General features: G+C 71.3%; 15 protein-coding genes. 8 read left to right on the forward strand and 7 right to left on the reverse strand.

The window, feature by feature from the left end; genetic code table 11:
- Positions 1-201: 201 nt before the first annotated feature.
- Positions 202-1,140: an SDR family oxidoreductase gene (locus tag ACFYMC_RS05340; protein WP_388519118.1), complete on the reverse strand. Its 939-nt coding sequence runs from the start codon at positions 1,138-1,140 to the stop codon at positions 202-204.
- A 34-nt stretch (positions 1,141-1,174) separates the two neighbouring features.
- A complete protein-coding gene (locus ACFYMC_RS05345; RefSeq protein ID WP_388519121.1) occupies positions 1,175-1,960 on the reverse strand; it encodes an SDR family oxidoreductase in 786 nt (261 codons plus the stop codon).
- Between the two features lie 64 nt (positions 1,961-2,024).
- Between ACFYMC_RS05345 and ACFYMC_RS05350 the strand changes: the two genes are divergently transcribed.
- The 5 genes from ACFYMC_RS05350 to ACFYMC_RS05370 all read left to right on the forward strand — a co-directional run bounded on the left by ACFYMC_RS05350 (position 2,025) and on the right by ACFYMC_RS05370 (position 6,546).
- Positions 2,025-2,783 carry an enoyl-CoA hydratase family protein gene (locus tag ACFYMC_RS05350; RefSeq protein WP_388519124.1) on the forward strand — a complete coding sequence of 253 codons (759 nt, stop codon included), beginning with the start codon at positions 2,025-2,027 and terminating at the stop codon, positions 2,781-2,783.
- A gap of 11 nt (positions 2,784-2,794) precedes the next feature.
- On the forward strand, positions 2,795-3,646 hold the full coding sequence (locus ACFYMC_RS05355) for a CoA transferase subunit A (protein ID WP_388519272.1): 852 nt from the start codon (positions 2,795-2,797) through the stop codon (positions 3,644-3,646).
- Positions 3,643-4,425 carry a CoA-transferase subunit beta gene (locus tag ACFYMC_RS05360; protein ID WP_388519127.1) on the forward strand — a complete coding sequence of 261 codons (783 nt, stop codon included), beginning with the start codon at positions 3,643-3,645 and terminating at the stop codon, positions 4,423-4,425. The genes ACFYMC_RS05355 and ACFYMC_RS05360 overlap by 4 nt, the downstream gene beginning before the upstream one ends.
- Positions 4,425-5,492, forward strand: coding sequence for an NAD(P)H-dependent flavin oxidoreductase (locus ACFYMC_RS05365; RefSeq protein WP_388519129.1), 1,068 nt, complete (start codon positions 4,425-4,427; stop codon positions 5,490-5,492). The genes ACFYMC_RS05360 and ACFYMC_RS05365 overlap by 1 nt, the downstream gene beginning before the upstream one ends.
- A 139-nt stretch (positions 5,493-5,631) precedes the next feature.
- Positions 5,632-6,546 carry a tyrosine-protein phosphatase gene (locus ACFYMC_RS05370; protein WP_388519132.1) on the forward strand — a complete coding sequence of 305 codons (915 nt, stop codon included), beginning with the start codon at positions 5,632-5,634 and terminating at the stop codon, positions 6,544-6,546.
- Positions 6,547-6,584: 38 nt separating this feature from the next.
- On the opposite strand, the gene ACFYMC_RS05375 is transcribed toward ACFYMC_RS05370, so the two are convergent.
- The 5 genes from ACFYMC_RS05375 to ACFYMC_RS05395 form a co-directional block, all read right to left on the reverse strand.
- Entirely contained in the window at positions 6,585-8,231 is a 1,647-nt protein-coding gene (locus ACFYMC_RS05375) for a DEAD/DEAH box helicase (RefSeq protein WP_388519135.1), read from the reverse strand.
- Between the two features lie 106 nt (positions 8,232-8,337).
- Positions 8,338-8,541, reverse strand: a complete 204-nt coding sequence (locus ACFYMC_RS05380; RefSeq protein ID WP_365049076.1) for a cold-shock protein — start codon at positions 8,539-8,541, stop codon at positions 8,338-8,340.
- Between the two features lie 223 nt (positions 8,542-8,764).
- Positions 8,765-9,931, reverse strand: a complete 1,167-nt coding sequence (locus ACFYMC_RS05385) for an acetyl-CoA C-acetyltransferase (protein ID WP_388519138.1) — start codon at positions 9,929-9,931, stop codon at positions 8,765-8,767.
- 33 nt (positions 9,932-9,964) lie between these two features.
- Entirely contained in the window at positions 9,965-10,600 is a 636-nt protein-coding gene (locus tag ACFYMC_RS05390) for a TetR/AcrR family transcriptional regulator (protein ID WP_388519141.1), read from the reverse strand.
- Between the two features lie 31 nt (positions 10,601-10,631).
- Positions 10,632-11,414 carry an SDR family oxidoreductase gene (locus ACFYMC_RS05395; RefSeq protein ID WP_388519143.1) on the reverse strand — a complete coding sequence of 261 codons (783 nt, stop codon included), beginning with the start codon at positions 11,412-11,414 and terminating at the stop codon, positions 10,632-10,634.
- Between the two features lie 80 nt (positions 11,415-11,494).
- Here ACFYMC_RS05395 and ACFYMC_RS05400 point away from each other — a divergent pair, with 80 nt between their 5' ends.
- The 3 genes from ACFYMC_RS05400 to ACFYMC_RS05410 are packed head-to-tail and all read left to right on the forward strand — an operon-like array spanning position 11,495 to position 14,399.
- On the forward strand, positions 11,495-12,640 hold the full coding sequence (locus ACFYMC_RS05400) for an acyl-CoA dehydrogenase family protein (protein WP_388519146.1): 1,146 nt from the start codon (positions 11,495-11,497) through the stop codon (positions 12,638-12,640).
- On the forward strand, positions 12,640-13,674 hold the full coding sequence (locus ACFYMC_RS05405; protein WP_388519149.1) for an acyl-CoA dehydrogenase family protein: 1,035 nt from the start codon (positions 12,640-12,642) through the stop codon (positions 13,672-13,674). The genes ACFYMC_RS05400 and ACFYMC_RS05405 overlap by 1 nt, the downstream gene beginning before the upstream one ends.
- Positions 13,671-14,399, forward strand: coding sequence for a vWA domain-containing protein (locus tag ACFYMC_RS05410; RefSeq protein WP_388519152.1), 729 nt, complete (start codon positions 13,671-13,673; stop codon positions 14,397-14,399). The genes ACFYMC_RS05405 and ACFYMC_RS05410 overlap by 4 nt, the downstream gene beginning before the upstream one ends.
- Positions 14,400-14,407: the final 8 nt, after the last annotated feature.

A 14,407-nucleotide genomic window follows, 5' to 3' on the forward strand; every position in this document is an offset into this window, starting at 1 on the left:
GGATCAGGGTTGGAGCGGGGTGCCGGACCGCTCACAACCGGGGGAGGTGTGCTCGCGCCCCGGGTACCCGCCTGAGGACACGGGCGGGTGAGTCGGCGCGGGGTCGCCCTCCGCCCCGGAAGCGGTTGGCTGCGGTGGGTCTTCGCGCGCTGGGGCCCGCCGTCACGAACTGGAGCGCCCACCGCCCTGGGCCGGCGGTCGTCACACCCCGTAGACCGCCCCCGGCGCTGCTGCCTTCGCCAGTAGCTCTCTGGTGACGCGGCCCGCTTCGGCCGGGCTCCAGCGCGAAGCGCGGGTGACGGTCGGGCCGGGGCGCCAGCCCTCCATGACCGTGATCCGACCGCCCTCCGCCTCGAAGACCCGGCCGCTGACGCCTTCCGAGGCCGCCGACCCGAGCCACACCACCAGCGGCGAGACGTTCTCCGGGGCCATCGCGTCAAAGCTGTCCCCCTCGGGCGTAGCCATCGTCTGTGCGAAGACCTGTTCGGTCATGCGGGTACGGGCCGCCGGCGCCAGTGCGTTGACCTGGACCCCGTAGCGCCCCAGCTCCGCCGCCGCCACCAGTGTCAGGGCGACGATCCCGGCCTTGGCCGCACTGTAGTTGACCTGCCCAAGCGAGCCGAGCAGCCCGGCCCCCGAACTGGTGTTGACCACTCGTGCCACCGGCTGCCGCCCCTGGCGCATCTGCGCGCGCCAGTGCGCCGCCGCGTATTTGAGCGGCAGGAAGTGTCCGGTGAGGTGGACCCGCAGCACGGCTTCCCAGTCGTCCTCGTCCAGATTGACCAGCATCCGGTCCCGCAGGAAGCCCGCGTTGTTCACCAGGGTGTCCAGGGCGCCGAAGGACTCCAGGGCGCAGTCGACGAGGGAGGAGGCGCCCTCGCGGGTGGCGATGTCACCGCCGTGCGCGACGGCCTGTCCGCCGGCGTCGCGGATCTGCTCGACCACGTGCCGGGCCGGGCCGGGTGAGGTGCCGGCGAGCCCGTCCGGCGTCACCCCCAGGTCGTTGACGACCACCTTCGCGCCCTCCGCCGCGAAGGCCAGCGCGTGGGCGCGGCCCAGACCCCGTCCGGCGCCCGTCACGATCACCACCCGGCCCGCGCAGAGTCCGTCCCCTCGTGTCCGCCGCGTACCCCTGTCCACCGTGGTCCTCCTCTTTTCTTCGCTCCCGCTCGGGTCAGTGGTTGACGTTCGCCGCTTCCAGGAAGGCCGGGCGCTCACCGCCTCCGTGCACCAACAGCTGTGCGCCGCTGACATGGGCCGCTGCGGCGGATGCCAGGAAGACGGCCGCTGCCCCTACGTCCGAGGGTTCGGCGAGCCGCCCGGCCGGGATGGTGTGGGCCACGGCCGCCAGGCCGGCGGCGTCGCCGTAGTGCAGGGCTGCGAGCTCGGTGCGCACGGGCCCGGGCACCACCGTGTTCACCCGCACGTGCGGGGCCCATTCCACCGCCATGGAGCGGGCCAGGTGTTCCAGGCCCGCCTTCGCCGCGCCGTAGGCGGCTGAGCCCGGCGAGGGGCGGGTGGCGCTGACACTTCCGATCATGACGATCGAGCCGTGGGCAGCCGCCAGGTGGCGGTGGGCGGCGAGCGAAGCGGCCATCGGGGCCGACAGGTTGAGCTCGATCACCCGCTCGTGCTGGTGGGCGGAGCCCGCGCTCAGCGTGCGGTGGGGCGTACCACCGGCGTTGTTGACCAGGCAGTCCAGTCGCCCGTAGCGGGAAGGCCCAGCAAGGAGGTCGAAGAACTCACTCACCGCATGGTGTTCGCGCAGGTCGAGGGCGAGGAACTCGGCTGTGCGGTTGCCGGTGCGGATCGGCTCGCGCGGTGGTCGGCGCGCGCAGACGACCACCTCGGCGCCGGCCGCCAGGAAGGCGCGGGCGATGCCCGCGCCCACCCCGCGGGTGCCCCCGGTGACGACGGCGACCCGCCCTTCGAGCGTTCCCGCTCTCCCGTCCCGTCCCATCGGCTGCTACCTTCCTGAATGTGTCACCTAACAAACGTTTGGTGGAAAGGTAGCTGATCCTTCCATGGGTGTCTCCACCTGCGACCCGATCGCGGGCGTCCGCCGCATCACCGTCGACTTCCCACCCGTCAACGCCCTACCGGTACAAGGCTGGTACGACCTGGCCGACGCACTGCGCACCGCCGGCCGGGACCCCGAGGTCCGCTGCCTCGTACTCGCCGCCCAAGGGCGGGGCTTCAACGCCGGGGTGGACCTCAAGGAGGTACAACGGGACACCGCGCAGGGTTCGCACGCCTCCCTCCTGGGCGCCAACCACGGATGCTTCGAGGCCTTCGCCGCCGTATACGAATGCGAGGTGCCGGTCGTCGCCGCCGTTCAGGGGTTCTGCCTGGGCGGGGGCATCGGCCTGGTCGGCAACGCCGACGTGATCGTGGCCGGCGAGGACGCCGTGTTCGCACTGCCCGAGCTGGACCGGGGGGCGCTCGGCGCCGCCACCCATCTGGCCCGGCTGGTGCCACAACACCTGATGCGGGCCCTGTACTTCACCTCGCGCACGGTCACCGCAGCGGAACTTCACGCGCACGGATCGGTCTGGCGCGTGGTGCCACCCCCACAACTACCCGAGGCGGCCCTGGCACTGGCCGGGGAGATCGCACGCAAGGACGGATCGCTGCTGCGGCTGGCCAAAGCGGCCATCAACGGCATCGACCCGGTGGACGTGCGGCGCAGCTACCGCTTCGAACAGGGGTTCACCTTCGAGGCGAACCTCAGCGGGGTGGCAGACCGCGTTCGAAACGCATTCGGCAGCCAGGAGAAGGCGTGAACGACAAGAGCATGACGGCCGAGCAAGCCGTGGGACGCTTGCACAGCGGCATGACCATCGGCATCGGCGGATGGGGCTCGCGACGCAAACCCATGTCCCTGGTGAGGGCGCTGCTTCGCACCGACACCACCGACCTCAAGGTGATCTCCTACGGCGGCCCGGATGTGGGCCTGCTCGCCGCCGCGGGCCGCATCCGCGCCCTCGTCACCGCCTTCGTCACCCTCGACACGATTCCCCTGGAGCCCCACTTCCGCTCCGCCCGCGAGCGCGGCCTGCTCGCACTTGAGGAGTGGGACGAAGCGATGCTCATGTGGGGACTGACCGCAGCCGCTCACCGGCTGCCCTTCCTCCCCCTACGGGCCGGGCTCGGCTCGGACGTCATGCGGGTCAACCCGCAGCTGCGCACCGTGACCTCCCCCTACGAGGACGGCGAGGAGCTGGTGGCCGTCCCCGCGCTGCGCATGGACGCCGCCCTGGTTCACGTCAACCGCGCCGACCGGGCCGGCAACGGCCAGTACCTGGGCCCCGACCCGTACTTCGACGACCTGTTCTGCGAAGCCGCCGACGACGTCTACGTCTCGTGCGAGCAGCTCGTGGAGAGCACGGAGCTCACCAAGGACCACGCCCCCCAGACCCTGCTCCTCAAACGGCACTCGGTCACCGGCGTCATCGAAGCCCCGCGGGGTGCCCACTTCACCTCCTGCGCCCCGGACCACGAGCGCGACGAGGAGTTCCAGCAGGCTTACGCGACCGCCGCCGCCGACCCCGCCGCCTGGGCGGAGTTCAGCCGGCGCTTCCTGTCCGGCGACGAGCGCGAATACCAAAGGGCCGTTCAGGCCTGGCACGAGGAGCAAAGGCGATGACCCCACCACGCGCCCCGTACCCGAACCTCGCTGACACGTCGGCCACCGCCCCGACCCGGGCCGAAACCTGCGTGATCGCGTGCGCCGAGGCATGGCGGGGCGACGCAGAGATCCTCGCCAGCCCGATGGGCCTGATCCCCGCGCTCGGTGCCCGACTGGCACGCCTCACCTTCTCCCCCGAACTGCTCCTGACCGACGGCGAGGCCCACCTGATCGGCCACGGCGGCGAGGTGGAGGGCTGGTTGCCCTACCGCCAGCACCTGGCGATGGTCAGCGGTGGCCGGCGGCACGTGATGATGGGCGCGAGTCAGATCGACAGGTACGGCAACCAGAACATCTCCTGCATCGGCGACTGGCAGCGCCCGACCCGCCAGCTGTTGGGAGTGCGCGGCGCCCCGGTCAACACCTTGAACAACCCGACGAGTTACTGGATCGGTCGACATTCCCCCCGGGTGTTCGTCGCTGCGGTGGACATGGTGTGCGGGGTGGGATACGACCGGGCCAGGGCCGCCGGGCCCAGCGCCACCCGGTTCCACCAGATCCGGCGGATCGTCTCCGACCTCGGCGTCCTCGACTTCGAAACCGAAGACCGTTCCATGCGGCTGGCCTCGGTACACCCGGGAGTGAGCGTGGCCGACGTGCGGGCGTCGACCGGGTTCCCCCTGGCCCTGCCGGAAGATGGCGTCCCCACCACCCGCCGGCCCACCCGGCGGGAACTGGAACTCATCCGTACCGAGTTGGACCCTGGCTCGCTGCGGGAGCGGGAGGTGCGTGGCTGATGGAGACCGCGCTCACCCGACTCACAGGCGTGCGCCATCCAGTGGTCCAGACCGGTATGGGATGGGTCGCCGGTCCGCGGTTGGTGGCCGCCGCCGCGAACGCCGGCGCGCTGGGGATCCTGGGCAGCGCCACCATGACGCCCGAGCAACTACGGGCCGCGGTCAGGGAGGTGCGCAGCCGCACCGGGGAACCGTTCGGCGTCAACCTGCGGGCGGATGCCGAGGACGCCGGCGAGCGCGTGGACCTGATCATCTCCGAGGGCGTACGGGTGGCCTCCTTCGCGCTGGCTCCGTCAAGGGAGCTGATCGCCAGATTGAAGGGGGCCGGGGTGGTCGTCATGCCGTCGGTCGGAGCCCGCCGGCACGCGGAGAAGGTCGCCGACTGGGGGGCGGACGCCGTGCTGGTCCAAGGCGGCGAAGGGGGCGGGCACACCGGGGAGATCGCCACCAGCGTGCTGCTGCCCCAAGTGGTGGACGCGGTGGACGTTCCGGTGGTGGCGGCGGGTGGCTTCCACGACGGGCGGGGGCTGGTGGCGGCACTGGCCTACGGGGCGGCGGGAATCGCGATGGGAACCCGGTTCCTCCTCACCTCCGACTCGACGGTGCCGGACTCGGTCAAGTCCCGCTACCTCGCGGCGAGCGTCGCGGACGTCACGGTGACCACCGCGGTCGACGGGCTCCCCCACCGGATGCTGCGTTCCGAGCTCGTCGCCTCCCTGGAGCGCGTGGGCCGGATTCGGGCATTGGTGAGGGCGGGACGGCACGCCGCCGGCTTTCGCCGGATCTCGGGGCTGTCCTGGCGGCAGATGTACCGCGAGGGCATGCGGCTCAAGCACGGCAAGGACCTTTCCTGGGGGCAGGTCCTGCTGGCCGCGAACACGCCGATGCTGCTCAGGGCGGCCATGGTGGACGGGCGAACGGATCTCGGCGTCATGGCGGCCGGTCAGGTCACGGGAGTCATCGAGGACGTTCCCTCGTGCGCGGACCTCCTGGCCCGGCTCATGGCCGAGGCCGACGCCGCGCTGGCGGAACTGCACGGCCTGGCCACACGCCCCCCTTGGACATGAGTTTCCTTTCCGTCAGCGTCCGCGCCGGAGGCGGACGGTCCCCCACGTACCGGCTGCGGCCAAGTGGTCCTGCGAACCGGTCCGTCGCATGGGGATCCGTCCACCAGCCGGTGGGCCGACGTCCTCCTGGAGGTTCACGATGAGCTCTCTCAAGGCCCCCCTCGTGGCCGGGGTCCTCCTGGCCGCCCTCGCCGTGAGCGGCCTCCCGCAGCCCGCCGGGGCCGTCTCGACCGCGGTCGAGGCCGTCAGCCACCACCCTGGCGAGAGCAGCCGCCAGATCGTCCTGGAAGGCGCCGTCAACGTCCGCGACCTCGGCGGGCACCTCTCCTACACGGGCGGCCGGGTCCGTACGGGGCAGGTCTACCGGGCCGACGGTCTGAGCAGGCTCACCGATGCGGACGTCACCGCGCTCGCCGCCCTGGAGCTGCGCGAGGTCGTCGACTTCCGCGTTGCGCTGGAGGTGCAGTACGAGGGCGCCGATCGGCTGCCAGCCGGGCTCACCGCCACCTCACGGCCCGTCAGCGACCTCGGCCTGTTCGACACGTTGGTCACCGTGATCTCCAGCGCCGACCCGGAGGCACAGGAGCGGATGTTGGGCGGGGGGCGCGCACAGGCGTACATGCGCGACATCTACCGCACGTTCGTGACGGATCCACGGAGCCGGGCGCAGTTCTCCGCGACCTTGCGTGAACTAGCCGACGGCTCAGGTCCCTTGCTCTTCCACTGCACCTCGGGCAAGGACCGCACGGGCTGGTTGAGCTACGTCCTGCTGCGGGCACTGGGCGTGCCGAACGGCAGCGCCGAACGCGACTACCTCGCCTCCAACACCTACCGGGCCGCCTCCGACGCGCAACTGCGTGAGGCCCTTCGACGGTCCGGGCGCATGCAGGATCCCGATCTGTTGATTCCGCTCCAGGAAGTCCGCCAGGACTACCTGGACGCGGCGAAGGAGCAGATGGAGCAGCAGTACGGCGGCTTCTTCGGGTACCTGACCGGGGGGCTCGGTCTGGACCTGCGGACCCTGGGCAAGCTCCAGAGCAGGCTGGTCCGCTGAACCGGGCGCCCGACCAGCCGGTCAGGCGCCCGACCCCGTCAGGCGGAGGCGCGTCGGGTGCGCGGGGATGCGGCCCGGCCCCGGCCGCCGCCGGCGCCCGTACCGCTCGCCCGGCCGCCGGTCGAGCCTCGACCGGTGCGAGCCCCGTCCTTGGCCACGCCCTGCTTGGCGGCCGGAGCCCCCTGCCCGCTCCGGGACCCGCGCCGGGACTCGGACTGGGAGGTCGCCCCCGCGGCCCTGTTCTGGGACTGCGCGGGCCTGCCGCCGGCCTGCGGCTTGCGCTTGGGGGCGCGGGTGCGCTTGGGGGCGGGCTGCTCGACCGGAACCTCGATGGTGACGGCGATCCCGGAGGGCTCGCGGGCGCCGGTGAGCTCGGCGAGTTCCGCGTCGGAGGACTTGATGCGGGCGGTCCGCGGGGTGATGCCCGCATCGGACATCAAGCGGTTCATCTCCCGCTTCTGCTCGGGCAGGACCAAGGTGACCACGCTGCCGGATTCGCCGGCACGTGCCGTACGGCCGCCGCGGTGCAGATAGTCCTTGTGGTCGGTCGGCGGGTCCACGTTCACGACCAGGTCGAGGTCATCGATGTGGATTCCGCGGGCGGCCACGTTGGTCGCCACCAGCGCGGTCACCTCGCCGTTCTTGAACCACTCCAGGGTCCGGTTGCGCTGCGGCTGGGAACGACCACCGTGCAGGCCCGAGGCCCGCACTCCGCTCGCCAGCAGCCGCTTGACCAGCCGGTCCACCGAACGCTTGGTGTCGAGGAAGAGGATCACCCGGCCGTCACGGGCGGCGATCCGGGTGGTCACCGCCTTCTTGTCGGTCTCGTCCGCGACGAACAGGAGATGGTGGTCCATGGTCGTCACGGCGCCCGCGGAGGGATCGACCGAGTGGGTCACGGGATCGGTGAGGAAACCGCGGACCAGCTTGTCGATGTTCTTGTCCAAGGTGGCGGAGAAGAGCAACCGCTGACCGTCCGGCTCCACCTGCTTGAGCAGCGAGGTGACCTGCGGGAGGAAGCCCATGTCGGCCATCTGGTCGGCCTCGTCGAGGACCGTGAGGAAGACCTGGTCCAGGCGGCAGTCGCCGCGGTCGATGAGGTCCTTGAGCCGGCCCGGGGTCGCCACGAGCACCTCGGCGCCACGGCGCAGCGCAGCCGCCTGACGGTTGATGGACATGCCGCCGACGACGGTGGCGATCCTGAGGTTGACCGCGGTGGCGTACGGAGTCAGCGCGTCCGTGACCTGCTGGGCGAGCTCCCGGGTGGGCACCAGCACCAGGGCGAGCGGGGCGTGTGGCTCGGCTCGCCGGCCCGCCGTGCGGGCGAGCAGGGCGAGCCCGAAGGCAAGGGTCTTCCCGGATCCGGTACGCCCCCGGCCGAGCAGGTCCCGGCCCGCGAGGGAGTTGGGCAAGGTGGCGGCCTGGATGGGGAACGGCTCGGTGACGCCCTGGGCGGCCAGCGTCTTCAGGAGCGCGGCCGGCATGTCGAGGTCGTCGAAGGAGACCACCGGAGGCAGCGCAGGTGTCAGCGTCTCGGGCAGGGTGAACTCCTGCGGCGCGGCGACGGCACGGCGGGCGGGCTGCCTGCCGGAGCGGGTCTGCCGGGCCTGTCCCGTCTGCCCGGCCGGCTTGCGGGTGCGCGCGGGACGGCGGCGTGCGGGACGTTCGGAACTGGAGCTGGTCATACGGGATGCCTTCCTGCGGCCCCCGCGAGGGGCCGGACAGCACGAACCGGGGTCCGCACCACATGGTGCGGACCCCGGCTGTGCATGGGGATTACGCGTCCGCGGTTCAGGCCGGGACGATGTTCTCCGCCTGCGGGCCCTTCTGGCCCTGCGTGACGTCGAAGTTCACGCGCTGACCCTCGGTGAGCTCACGGAAGCCCTGGGTCGCGATGTTGGAGTAGTGGGCGAACACGTCGGGGCCGCCGCCGTCCTGCTCGATGAAGCCGAAGCCCTTTTCCGAGTTGAACCACTTCACGGTGCCGGAAGCCATGTCTGTCTCCTAGACAGCTAAGAGGACCCATCCGGACGACCGGAAAACAATAAAGCGCCTGCGGAACATCCCGTCAGGCGCACATAAAGTCATGGGTACCAAAAATGTAACGGTCTTACCGTAGCATAGCCGCTGGCCCGCACCGGCAAAGGTGTGGTGGATCACACCGACCCGCACGGGGCGGGGCCCGGTTCCGCGGCCCCGCCCGGAGCGGGCCGCGACGTCAGAGCCGCTCGATGATCGTGACGTTCGCCTGGCCGCCACCTTCACATATGGTCTGGAGCCCGTAACGGCCTCCAGACCGCTCCAACTCGTGCAGCAGCGTGGTCATGAGCCGGGCACCGGTGGCACCGAGGGGATGGCCGAGGGCGATCGCGCCCCCGTTGACGTTGACCCTTTCGGGGTCCGCGCCGGCCTCCCGCAGTTCCTTCAGCCAGGCGAGCACCACGGGAGCGAATGCCTCGTTGATCTCGACCAGGTCGATCGCGTCCAGGGACAGTCCGGCCTTCTTCAGGGCGTGCACGGTCGCGGGGATCGGGGCGGACAGCATCCGGATCGGGTCCTCGCCCCGCACCGAGAGGTGGTGGAACCGGGCGCGCGGGGTCAACTGGTGCTCCCGCACGGCCCGCTCGCTGGCGATGAGCAGTGCAGCCGCTCCGTCGGACACCTGTGAGGAGCAGGCGGCGGTGATGGTGCCACCGGCCACCACCGGCGCCAGGGCAGCCATCCGCTCCAAGGTGGTGTCCCGCCGCGGTCCTTCGTCCGCACCCAGGCCGGCGCAGGCGACCATCTCCCGGTCGAATCGCCCCTCGTCGGCGGCGCGGATCGCGCGCTGGTGGGAGCGCAACGCGTACTCCTCCATCGCCAGCCGGGAGATCCCCCACTTGTCGGCGATGAGTTGGGCACCGTGGAACTGGTCGACGGGTTGGTCTCCGTAACGCCTTCGCCAGCCGGCACTGCCGGCGAAGGGGCCCTCGGTGAGCCCGAGGGGTTCGGCGGCTCGGCGCGAGGCGAAGGCGATGGGGACCATCGACATGCTCTGCGTGCCGCCGGCCACGACCAGGTCCTGAGTCCCCGACAAGACGCCCTGCGCGGCGAAGTGCACGGCCTGCTGAGAGGACCCGCACTGCCGGTCCACGGTGACACCGGGCACTTCTTCGGGCAGTCCGGCCGCGAGCCAGGCTGTGCGGGCGATGTCTCCGGCCTGCGGGCCGACGGTGTCGAGGCAGCCGAAGACGACGTCGTCCACGGCGGCGGGGTCGATCCCGGCGCGCGCCACCAGGGCGTTCAGTACGTGCGCGCCCAGGTCTGCCGGATGGACCGCGGCCAGTGCCCCTCGGCGCCGGCCGACGGGCGTGCGTACCGCTTCGACGATGTAGGCCTCGGCCATCACTGTTCCTTCCGTTCTGCGCCCTCGGGCGGTTCAGTCGCGCACGGCGATCCCGTCCAGCACCATCGACAGGTACTGGCGGGCGATCTCTTCGGGGGTGTGCTGCCCACCGGGCCGGTACCAGGAGGCGGCGACCCAGACGGTGTCGCGCACGAACCGGTAGGTCAGGCGTACGTCGAGGTCGGCACGGAAGACCCGGGCCCTGACCCCGCGCTCCAGCGTCCCCAGCCACGCCTTCTCGAACTTCACCTGCGAGTCGAGGAGGTAGTGGAAACGCGGTTGGTCGACGAGGTGCTTGGCTTCCCTCTGATAGATCGCGACGGCGGCCCGGTGCCGGTCGATCTCCCGGAAGGACTCGGTGACCAGGGCCTCGATGGTCGCCCTCGGGCCGAGGCCCGCGGCAAGCACCGCGTCGTAGCCCTCCCACAGTTCGTCGAGGAAGGTGGAGAGGATCTGGTCGAGCATCGACTCCTTGGAGTCGAAGTGGTAGTAGAGGCTGCCGGCGAGCATGCCGGCGGCGTCCGCGATCTTGCGCACGGTGGTGGCGTTGTAGCCCTGGGCCGCGAACACCTCGGCGGCGATGTTCAGGAGTTCACCGCGGCGCTCCGGCGCGGAGTTCACCGGAGCCTTCTTGGCTTTGGCCTGCTGGCTGCTGTTCTGTGGGGGCACCGTCCCATTGTCCCGCCCGCCGTCCGGCCGTTTACGCGTGCTGGCTGCTGACCGACACCGTCTCGCCGGTCATGTACGAGGAGTAGCCGCTGGCGAGGAAGACGACGACGTTGGCGATCTCCCAGGGCTCCGCGGAGCGCCCGAAGGCCTCCTTGGCCGTCAGCTCCCGCAGCAGTGCGGGGGTGGTGACCTTGGCCAGGTGCGGATGCAGGGCGAGGCTCGGGGCGACCGCGTTGACCCGGACCCCGAAGGCGGCGGCTTCCACCGCGGCGCAACGGGTGAGCGCCATCACCCCGGCCTTGGCCGCCGCGTAATGGGCCTGGCCGGCCTGGGCGCGCCAGCCGAGGACGGAGGCGTTGTTGACGAGGACCCCGCCGACGCCGGCCGCACGGAAGGAGCGCAGTGCGGCGCGGGTACAGCGAAAGGTGCCGTTCAAGGTGACGTCGAGGACCCGGGACCACTGGTCGTCGGTCATGTCCACGAGGTCCACGGTGCCGCCGAGTCCGGCGTTGTTGATGACGATGTCGAGGCGTCCGTGGGTGTGCTGGGTGTGGGCGATCAGCTCGTGGACCTGCCCCTGGTCCGTCACGTCGCAGGCGACCGCCGAGACCTTGTGGCCGCCGAATTCCGCGCGCAGGGCCGCACCTGTTTCCTCCAGGCGTCGGGCGTGCGCGTCGGAGATGACGATCCGGGCTCCCTCTTCGAGGAAGCGGCGGGCGGTGGCGCCACCGATGCCGGCGCCACCGGCTGCGGTGATCACCGCGGTGCGTCCGTCCAGCAGGCCGTGGGCCGGTACGTACTCGACGCTGCTCATGGCCGTACGTTAACCTACCAAACACTTGTTAGGGAAGCTTCGGGGGCGGCGACGCCCAGGCTCGGCGAAGGGACGGACCGGTGGACCTGGACCACACGCCCGAGGAGGAGGAACTCCGCGCCGAAGCCCGCGACTGGCTGGCCTCCCACGTCCCGGCGTCCGCCCTGCCCTCCCTGGAGACCTCCGAGGGCTTCGCAGCGCACAGGTCCTGGGAGGCGACACTGCACGCCGACCGGTGGTCCGTGGTGACCTGGCCGGTCCGCCACGGCGGCCGGGGAGCCGACCTCTTCCAATGGCTGGCCTTCGAGGAGGAGTACTACGCGGCCGGCGCACCCGCGCGGGTCTCGCAGAACGGAATCAGCCTGCTGGCCCCCACCCTGTACTCCTTCGGAACGCCGGAGCAGCAGGATCGGATTCTGCCGCCGATGGCCAGCGCAGAGGTGGTCTGGGCGCAGGCCTGGTCGGAACCGGAAGCTGGATCCGACCTCGCCGCCCTACGCTCGCGCGCCGTCCGCACCACGGGCGGCTGGCTGTTGTACGGCCAGAAGACCTGGTCCTCACGAGCCGCCTTCGCCGACCGCGCCTTCGGCCTCTTCCGCTCCGACCCCGAAGCGGATCCTGCGCACCGGGGCCTGACCTACCTCATGTTCGACCTGCGGGCACCGGAGGTCACGGTCCGCCCCATCGGCCGCCTGGACGGCAAACCAGCCTTCGCCGAGCTCTTCTTGGACGGGGTGTTCGTCCCCGACCGGGACGTCATCGGAGAGCCGGGGCAGGGCTGGCGGATCGCGATGTCCGCCACCGGCGACGAACGCGGACTGACCCTGCGCTCACCCGGCCGGTACCTGGCCTCGGCACGGCGGCTGCGCGCCCTGTGGGCGCACCGCGCCGACCCCACCGACACCGCCCTCGCCGACCGGGTCTCGGACGCCCTCGTGGGAGCCCGGGCCTACCAGCTCCACACCTGGGCAAACGCCTCCCGCCTCGCGGCCGGCGAGAACATCGGCGCCGAGTCCAGCCTGAACAAGGTGTTCTGGTCCGAATTCGACATCGCCCTGCACGAGACCGCCCTGGACCTACTCGGCCCGGCGGCGGAGCGGGTCGATTCCGAGTGGACCCAGTCATGGATCTTCGCCCTGGCCGGCCCCCTCTACGCCGGCACCAACGAGATCCAGCGCGACATCATCGCCGAACGCCTGCTCGGCCTGCCGAAGGGCCGCCGCTGATGCGCTTCCTCCCGACCGAGGAACAACTCGCCTTCGCCCGTTCCCTGTCCGCACAGCTCACCGCCGCGGACCCACCCACCCTGATCCGTTCCTGGGCCGCGGGGGACTTCGCCGCTGGTCGGGCTCTGTGGTCCCGTCTGGCTGAGACGGGACTGTTCGCGCTGGCCGTCACCGAGGAACACACCGGACTCGGAGACCACCCCGTCGAACTAGCCCTGGCCTACCGAGAACTGGGGCGGCACGCCGTGCCCGGTCCCCTGGTCGAGACCGCCGCGGCAGCGACCCTCCTGCACCACCTCGGTGAACCCGCCCTGGCCAAGCGCCTGCTGCCGAGCATCGTCTCGGGCGAGGCCATCACCACCCTCCACCTGGCCGCGGTCCCGGCCGAACCCACCGGGTACCGGGCCATGGAGGCGAACCCCTACGTCCTCGACCCGCAGGCGGCGACCCTCCTGCTGGCCGTCCCCGCCAGTGCCCGCGGCGAGGCCGAGCTGCGCCTCTCCCCCGGTCACGGCCCCGTGATCCGCTCAACCGACCCTGCCAGGCGGCTGGCCACGCCCGTGGCCGGTGGGGAACTACTGGCCGGCGGACCGGCGGTCCGCGCCGCCGCTCGGCAGGCAGCGCGGCGAGCCGCCCTGCTCACCGCAGCCCAGGCACTGGGCTGCGGTGAGGCCCTGCTGGCCGCGACCGTCGCGCACGCCAAACGGCGCACCCAGTTCGGTGTCCCGATCGGTGGCTTCCAAGCCGTCAAGCACCGACTCGCCGACACCTTCCTCGCATTGGAGTTCGCCCGCCCACTGCTGTGGGCGGCGGCGGTGTCCGGGGTCCCGGCCGATATCGCGGCTGCGAAGCTCACCGCGGGCGAGGCGGCCTATCGGGCCGCCCGAACCGCCCTTCAGGTGCACGGCGCGATCGGCTACACCGAAGAACTGGACCTGTCGCTATGGATACGCAAGGCCCGCCCCCTGCGCGACGCCTGGGGCAACCCGGCCCAGTGCCGAGCACGAGTGCGGGCCGTACCCTCTCCCCCATGACCCACAGCGCCATCTGCCTGAGCAAGATCGAGCAATCCGCTCCGGGCCTCGTCAGCCTCTACAAGAGCGCCGCGGTCAGTCTGACCAAGCAGGGCCTGACGGGTCTGCGCGCCGCCGTGTACCTGGTCCTCGACTACTCGGGGTCGATGCGGCCCTACTACGCGGACGGCAGCGTCCAGGCCCTGGCGGACCGGGTACTGGGGCTGTCCGCGCACCTGGACGACGACGGGCGGGTGCCATTGGTCTTCTTCTCCACCGATGTCAACGCCGTCGAGGACCTCACCCTGGGCGACCACGAAGGGCGGGTGGAGCGGATCGCGGACGGTCTGGGGCATATGGGCCGCACCAACTACCACCTGGCGATGGACGCCGTCATCGACCACTACCTCGACAGCGGCACCGACGCCCCGGCCCTCGTCGTCTTCCAGACGGACGGCGGACCCACCAGCCGGGCCGCCGCCGAGCGCCACCTGTGCAAGGCCGCGGCCCTCCCGCTGTTCTGGCAGTTCATCGGCTTCGGGGACACCCACAGCAGCCAGTTCGACTTCCTGCGCCGCCTCGACGAACTCCCCGTCCCGCAGAAGCGGTGCATCGACAACGCAGGCTTCTTCCACGCGGGCCGGACCCCCACGGCGCTCGGCGACGAGGAGTTGTACCGGCGGCTCCTGGCGGAGTTCCCCCAGTGGCTGACGCAAGCTCGCCGCCAGGCCATCCTGCGAGCCTGAGGGCCGTT

Source organism: Streptomyces sp. NPDC006879 (genome assembly GCF_042869595.1).
In the GTDB taxonomy this organism is placed as follows: Bacteria; Actinomycetota; Actinomycetes; order Streptomycetales; family Streptomycetaceae; genus Streptomyces.

Bases quoted from the DNA above. Each gene is read 5' to 3' on its own strand.
- ACFYMC_RS05345 (WP_388519121.1), bottom strand. From the start codon at position 1,960: ATGGGACGGGACGGGAGAGCGGGAACGCTCGAAGGGCGGGTCGCCGTC.
- ACFYMC_RS05350 (WP_388519124.1), top strand. From the start codon at position 2,025: ATGGGTGTCTCCACCTGCGACCCGATCGCGGGCGTCCGCCGCATCACC.
- ACFYMC_RS05355 (WP_388519272.1), top strand. From the start codon at position 2,795: ATGACGGCCGAGCAAGCCGTGGGACGCTTGCACAGCGGCATGACCATC.
- ACFYMC_RS05360 (WP_388519127.1), top strand. From the start codon at position 3,643: ATGACCCCACCACGCGCCCCGTACCCGAACCTCGCTGACACGTCGGCC.
- ACFYMC_RS05365 (WP_388519129.1), top strand. From the start codon at position 4,425: ATGGAGACCGCGCTCACCCGACTCACAGGCGTGCGCCATCCAGTGGTC.
- ACFYMC_RS05370 (WP_388519132.1), top strand. From the start codon at position 5,632: ATGAGCTCTCTCAAGGCCCCCCTCGTGGCCGGGGTCCTCCTGGCCGCC.
- ACFYMC_RS05375 (WP_388519135.1), bottom strand. From the start codon at position 8,231: ATGACCAGCTCCAGTTCCGAACGTCCCGCACGCCGCCGTCCCGCGCGC.
- ACFYMC_RS05380 (WP_365049076.1), bottom strand. From the start codon at position 8,541: ATGGCTTCCGGCACCGTGAAGTGGTTCAACTCGGAAAAGGGCTTCGGC.
- ACFYMC_RS05385 (WP_388519138.1), bottom strand. From the start codon at position 9,931: ATGGCCGAGGCCTACATCGTCGAAGCGGTACGCACGCCCGTCGGCCGG.
- ACFYMC_RS05395 (WP_388519143.1), bottom strand. From the start codon at position 11,414: ATGAGCAGCGTCGAGTACGTACCGGCCCACGGCCTGCTGGACGGACGC.
- ACFYMC_RS05405 (WP_388519149.1), top strand. From the start codon at position 12,640: ATGCGCTTCCTCCCGACCGAGGAACAACTCGCCTTCGCCCGTTCCCTG.
- ACFYMC_RS05410 (WP_388519152.1), top strand. From the start codon at position 13,671: ATGACCCACAGCGCCATCTGCCTGAGCAAGATCGAGCAATCCGCTCCG.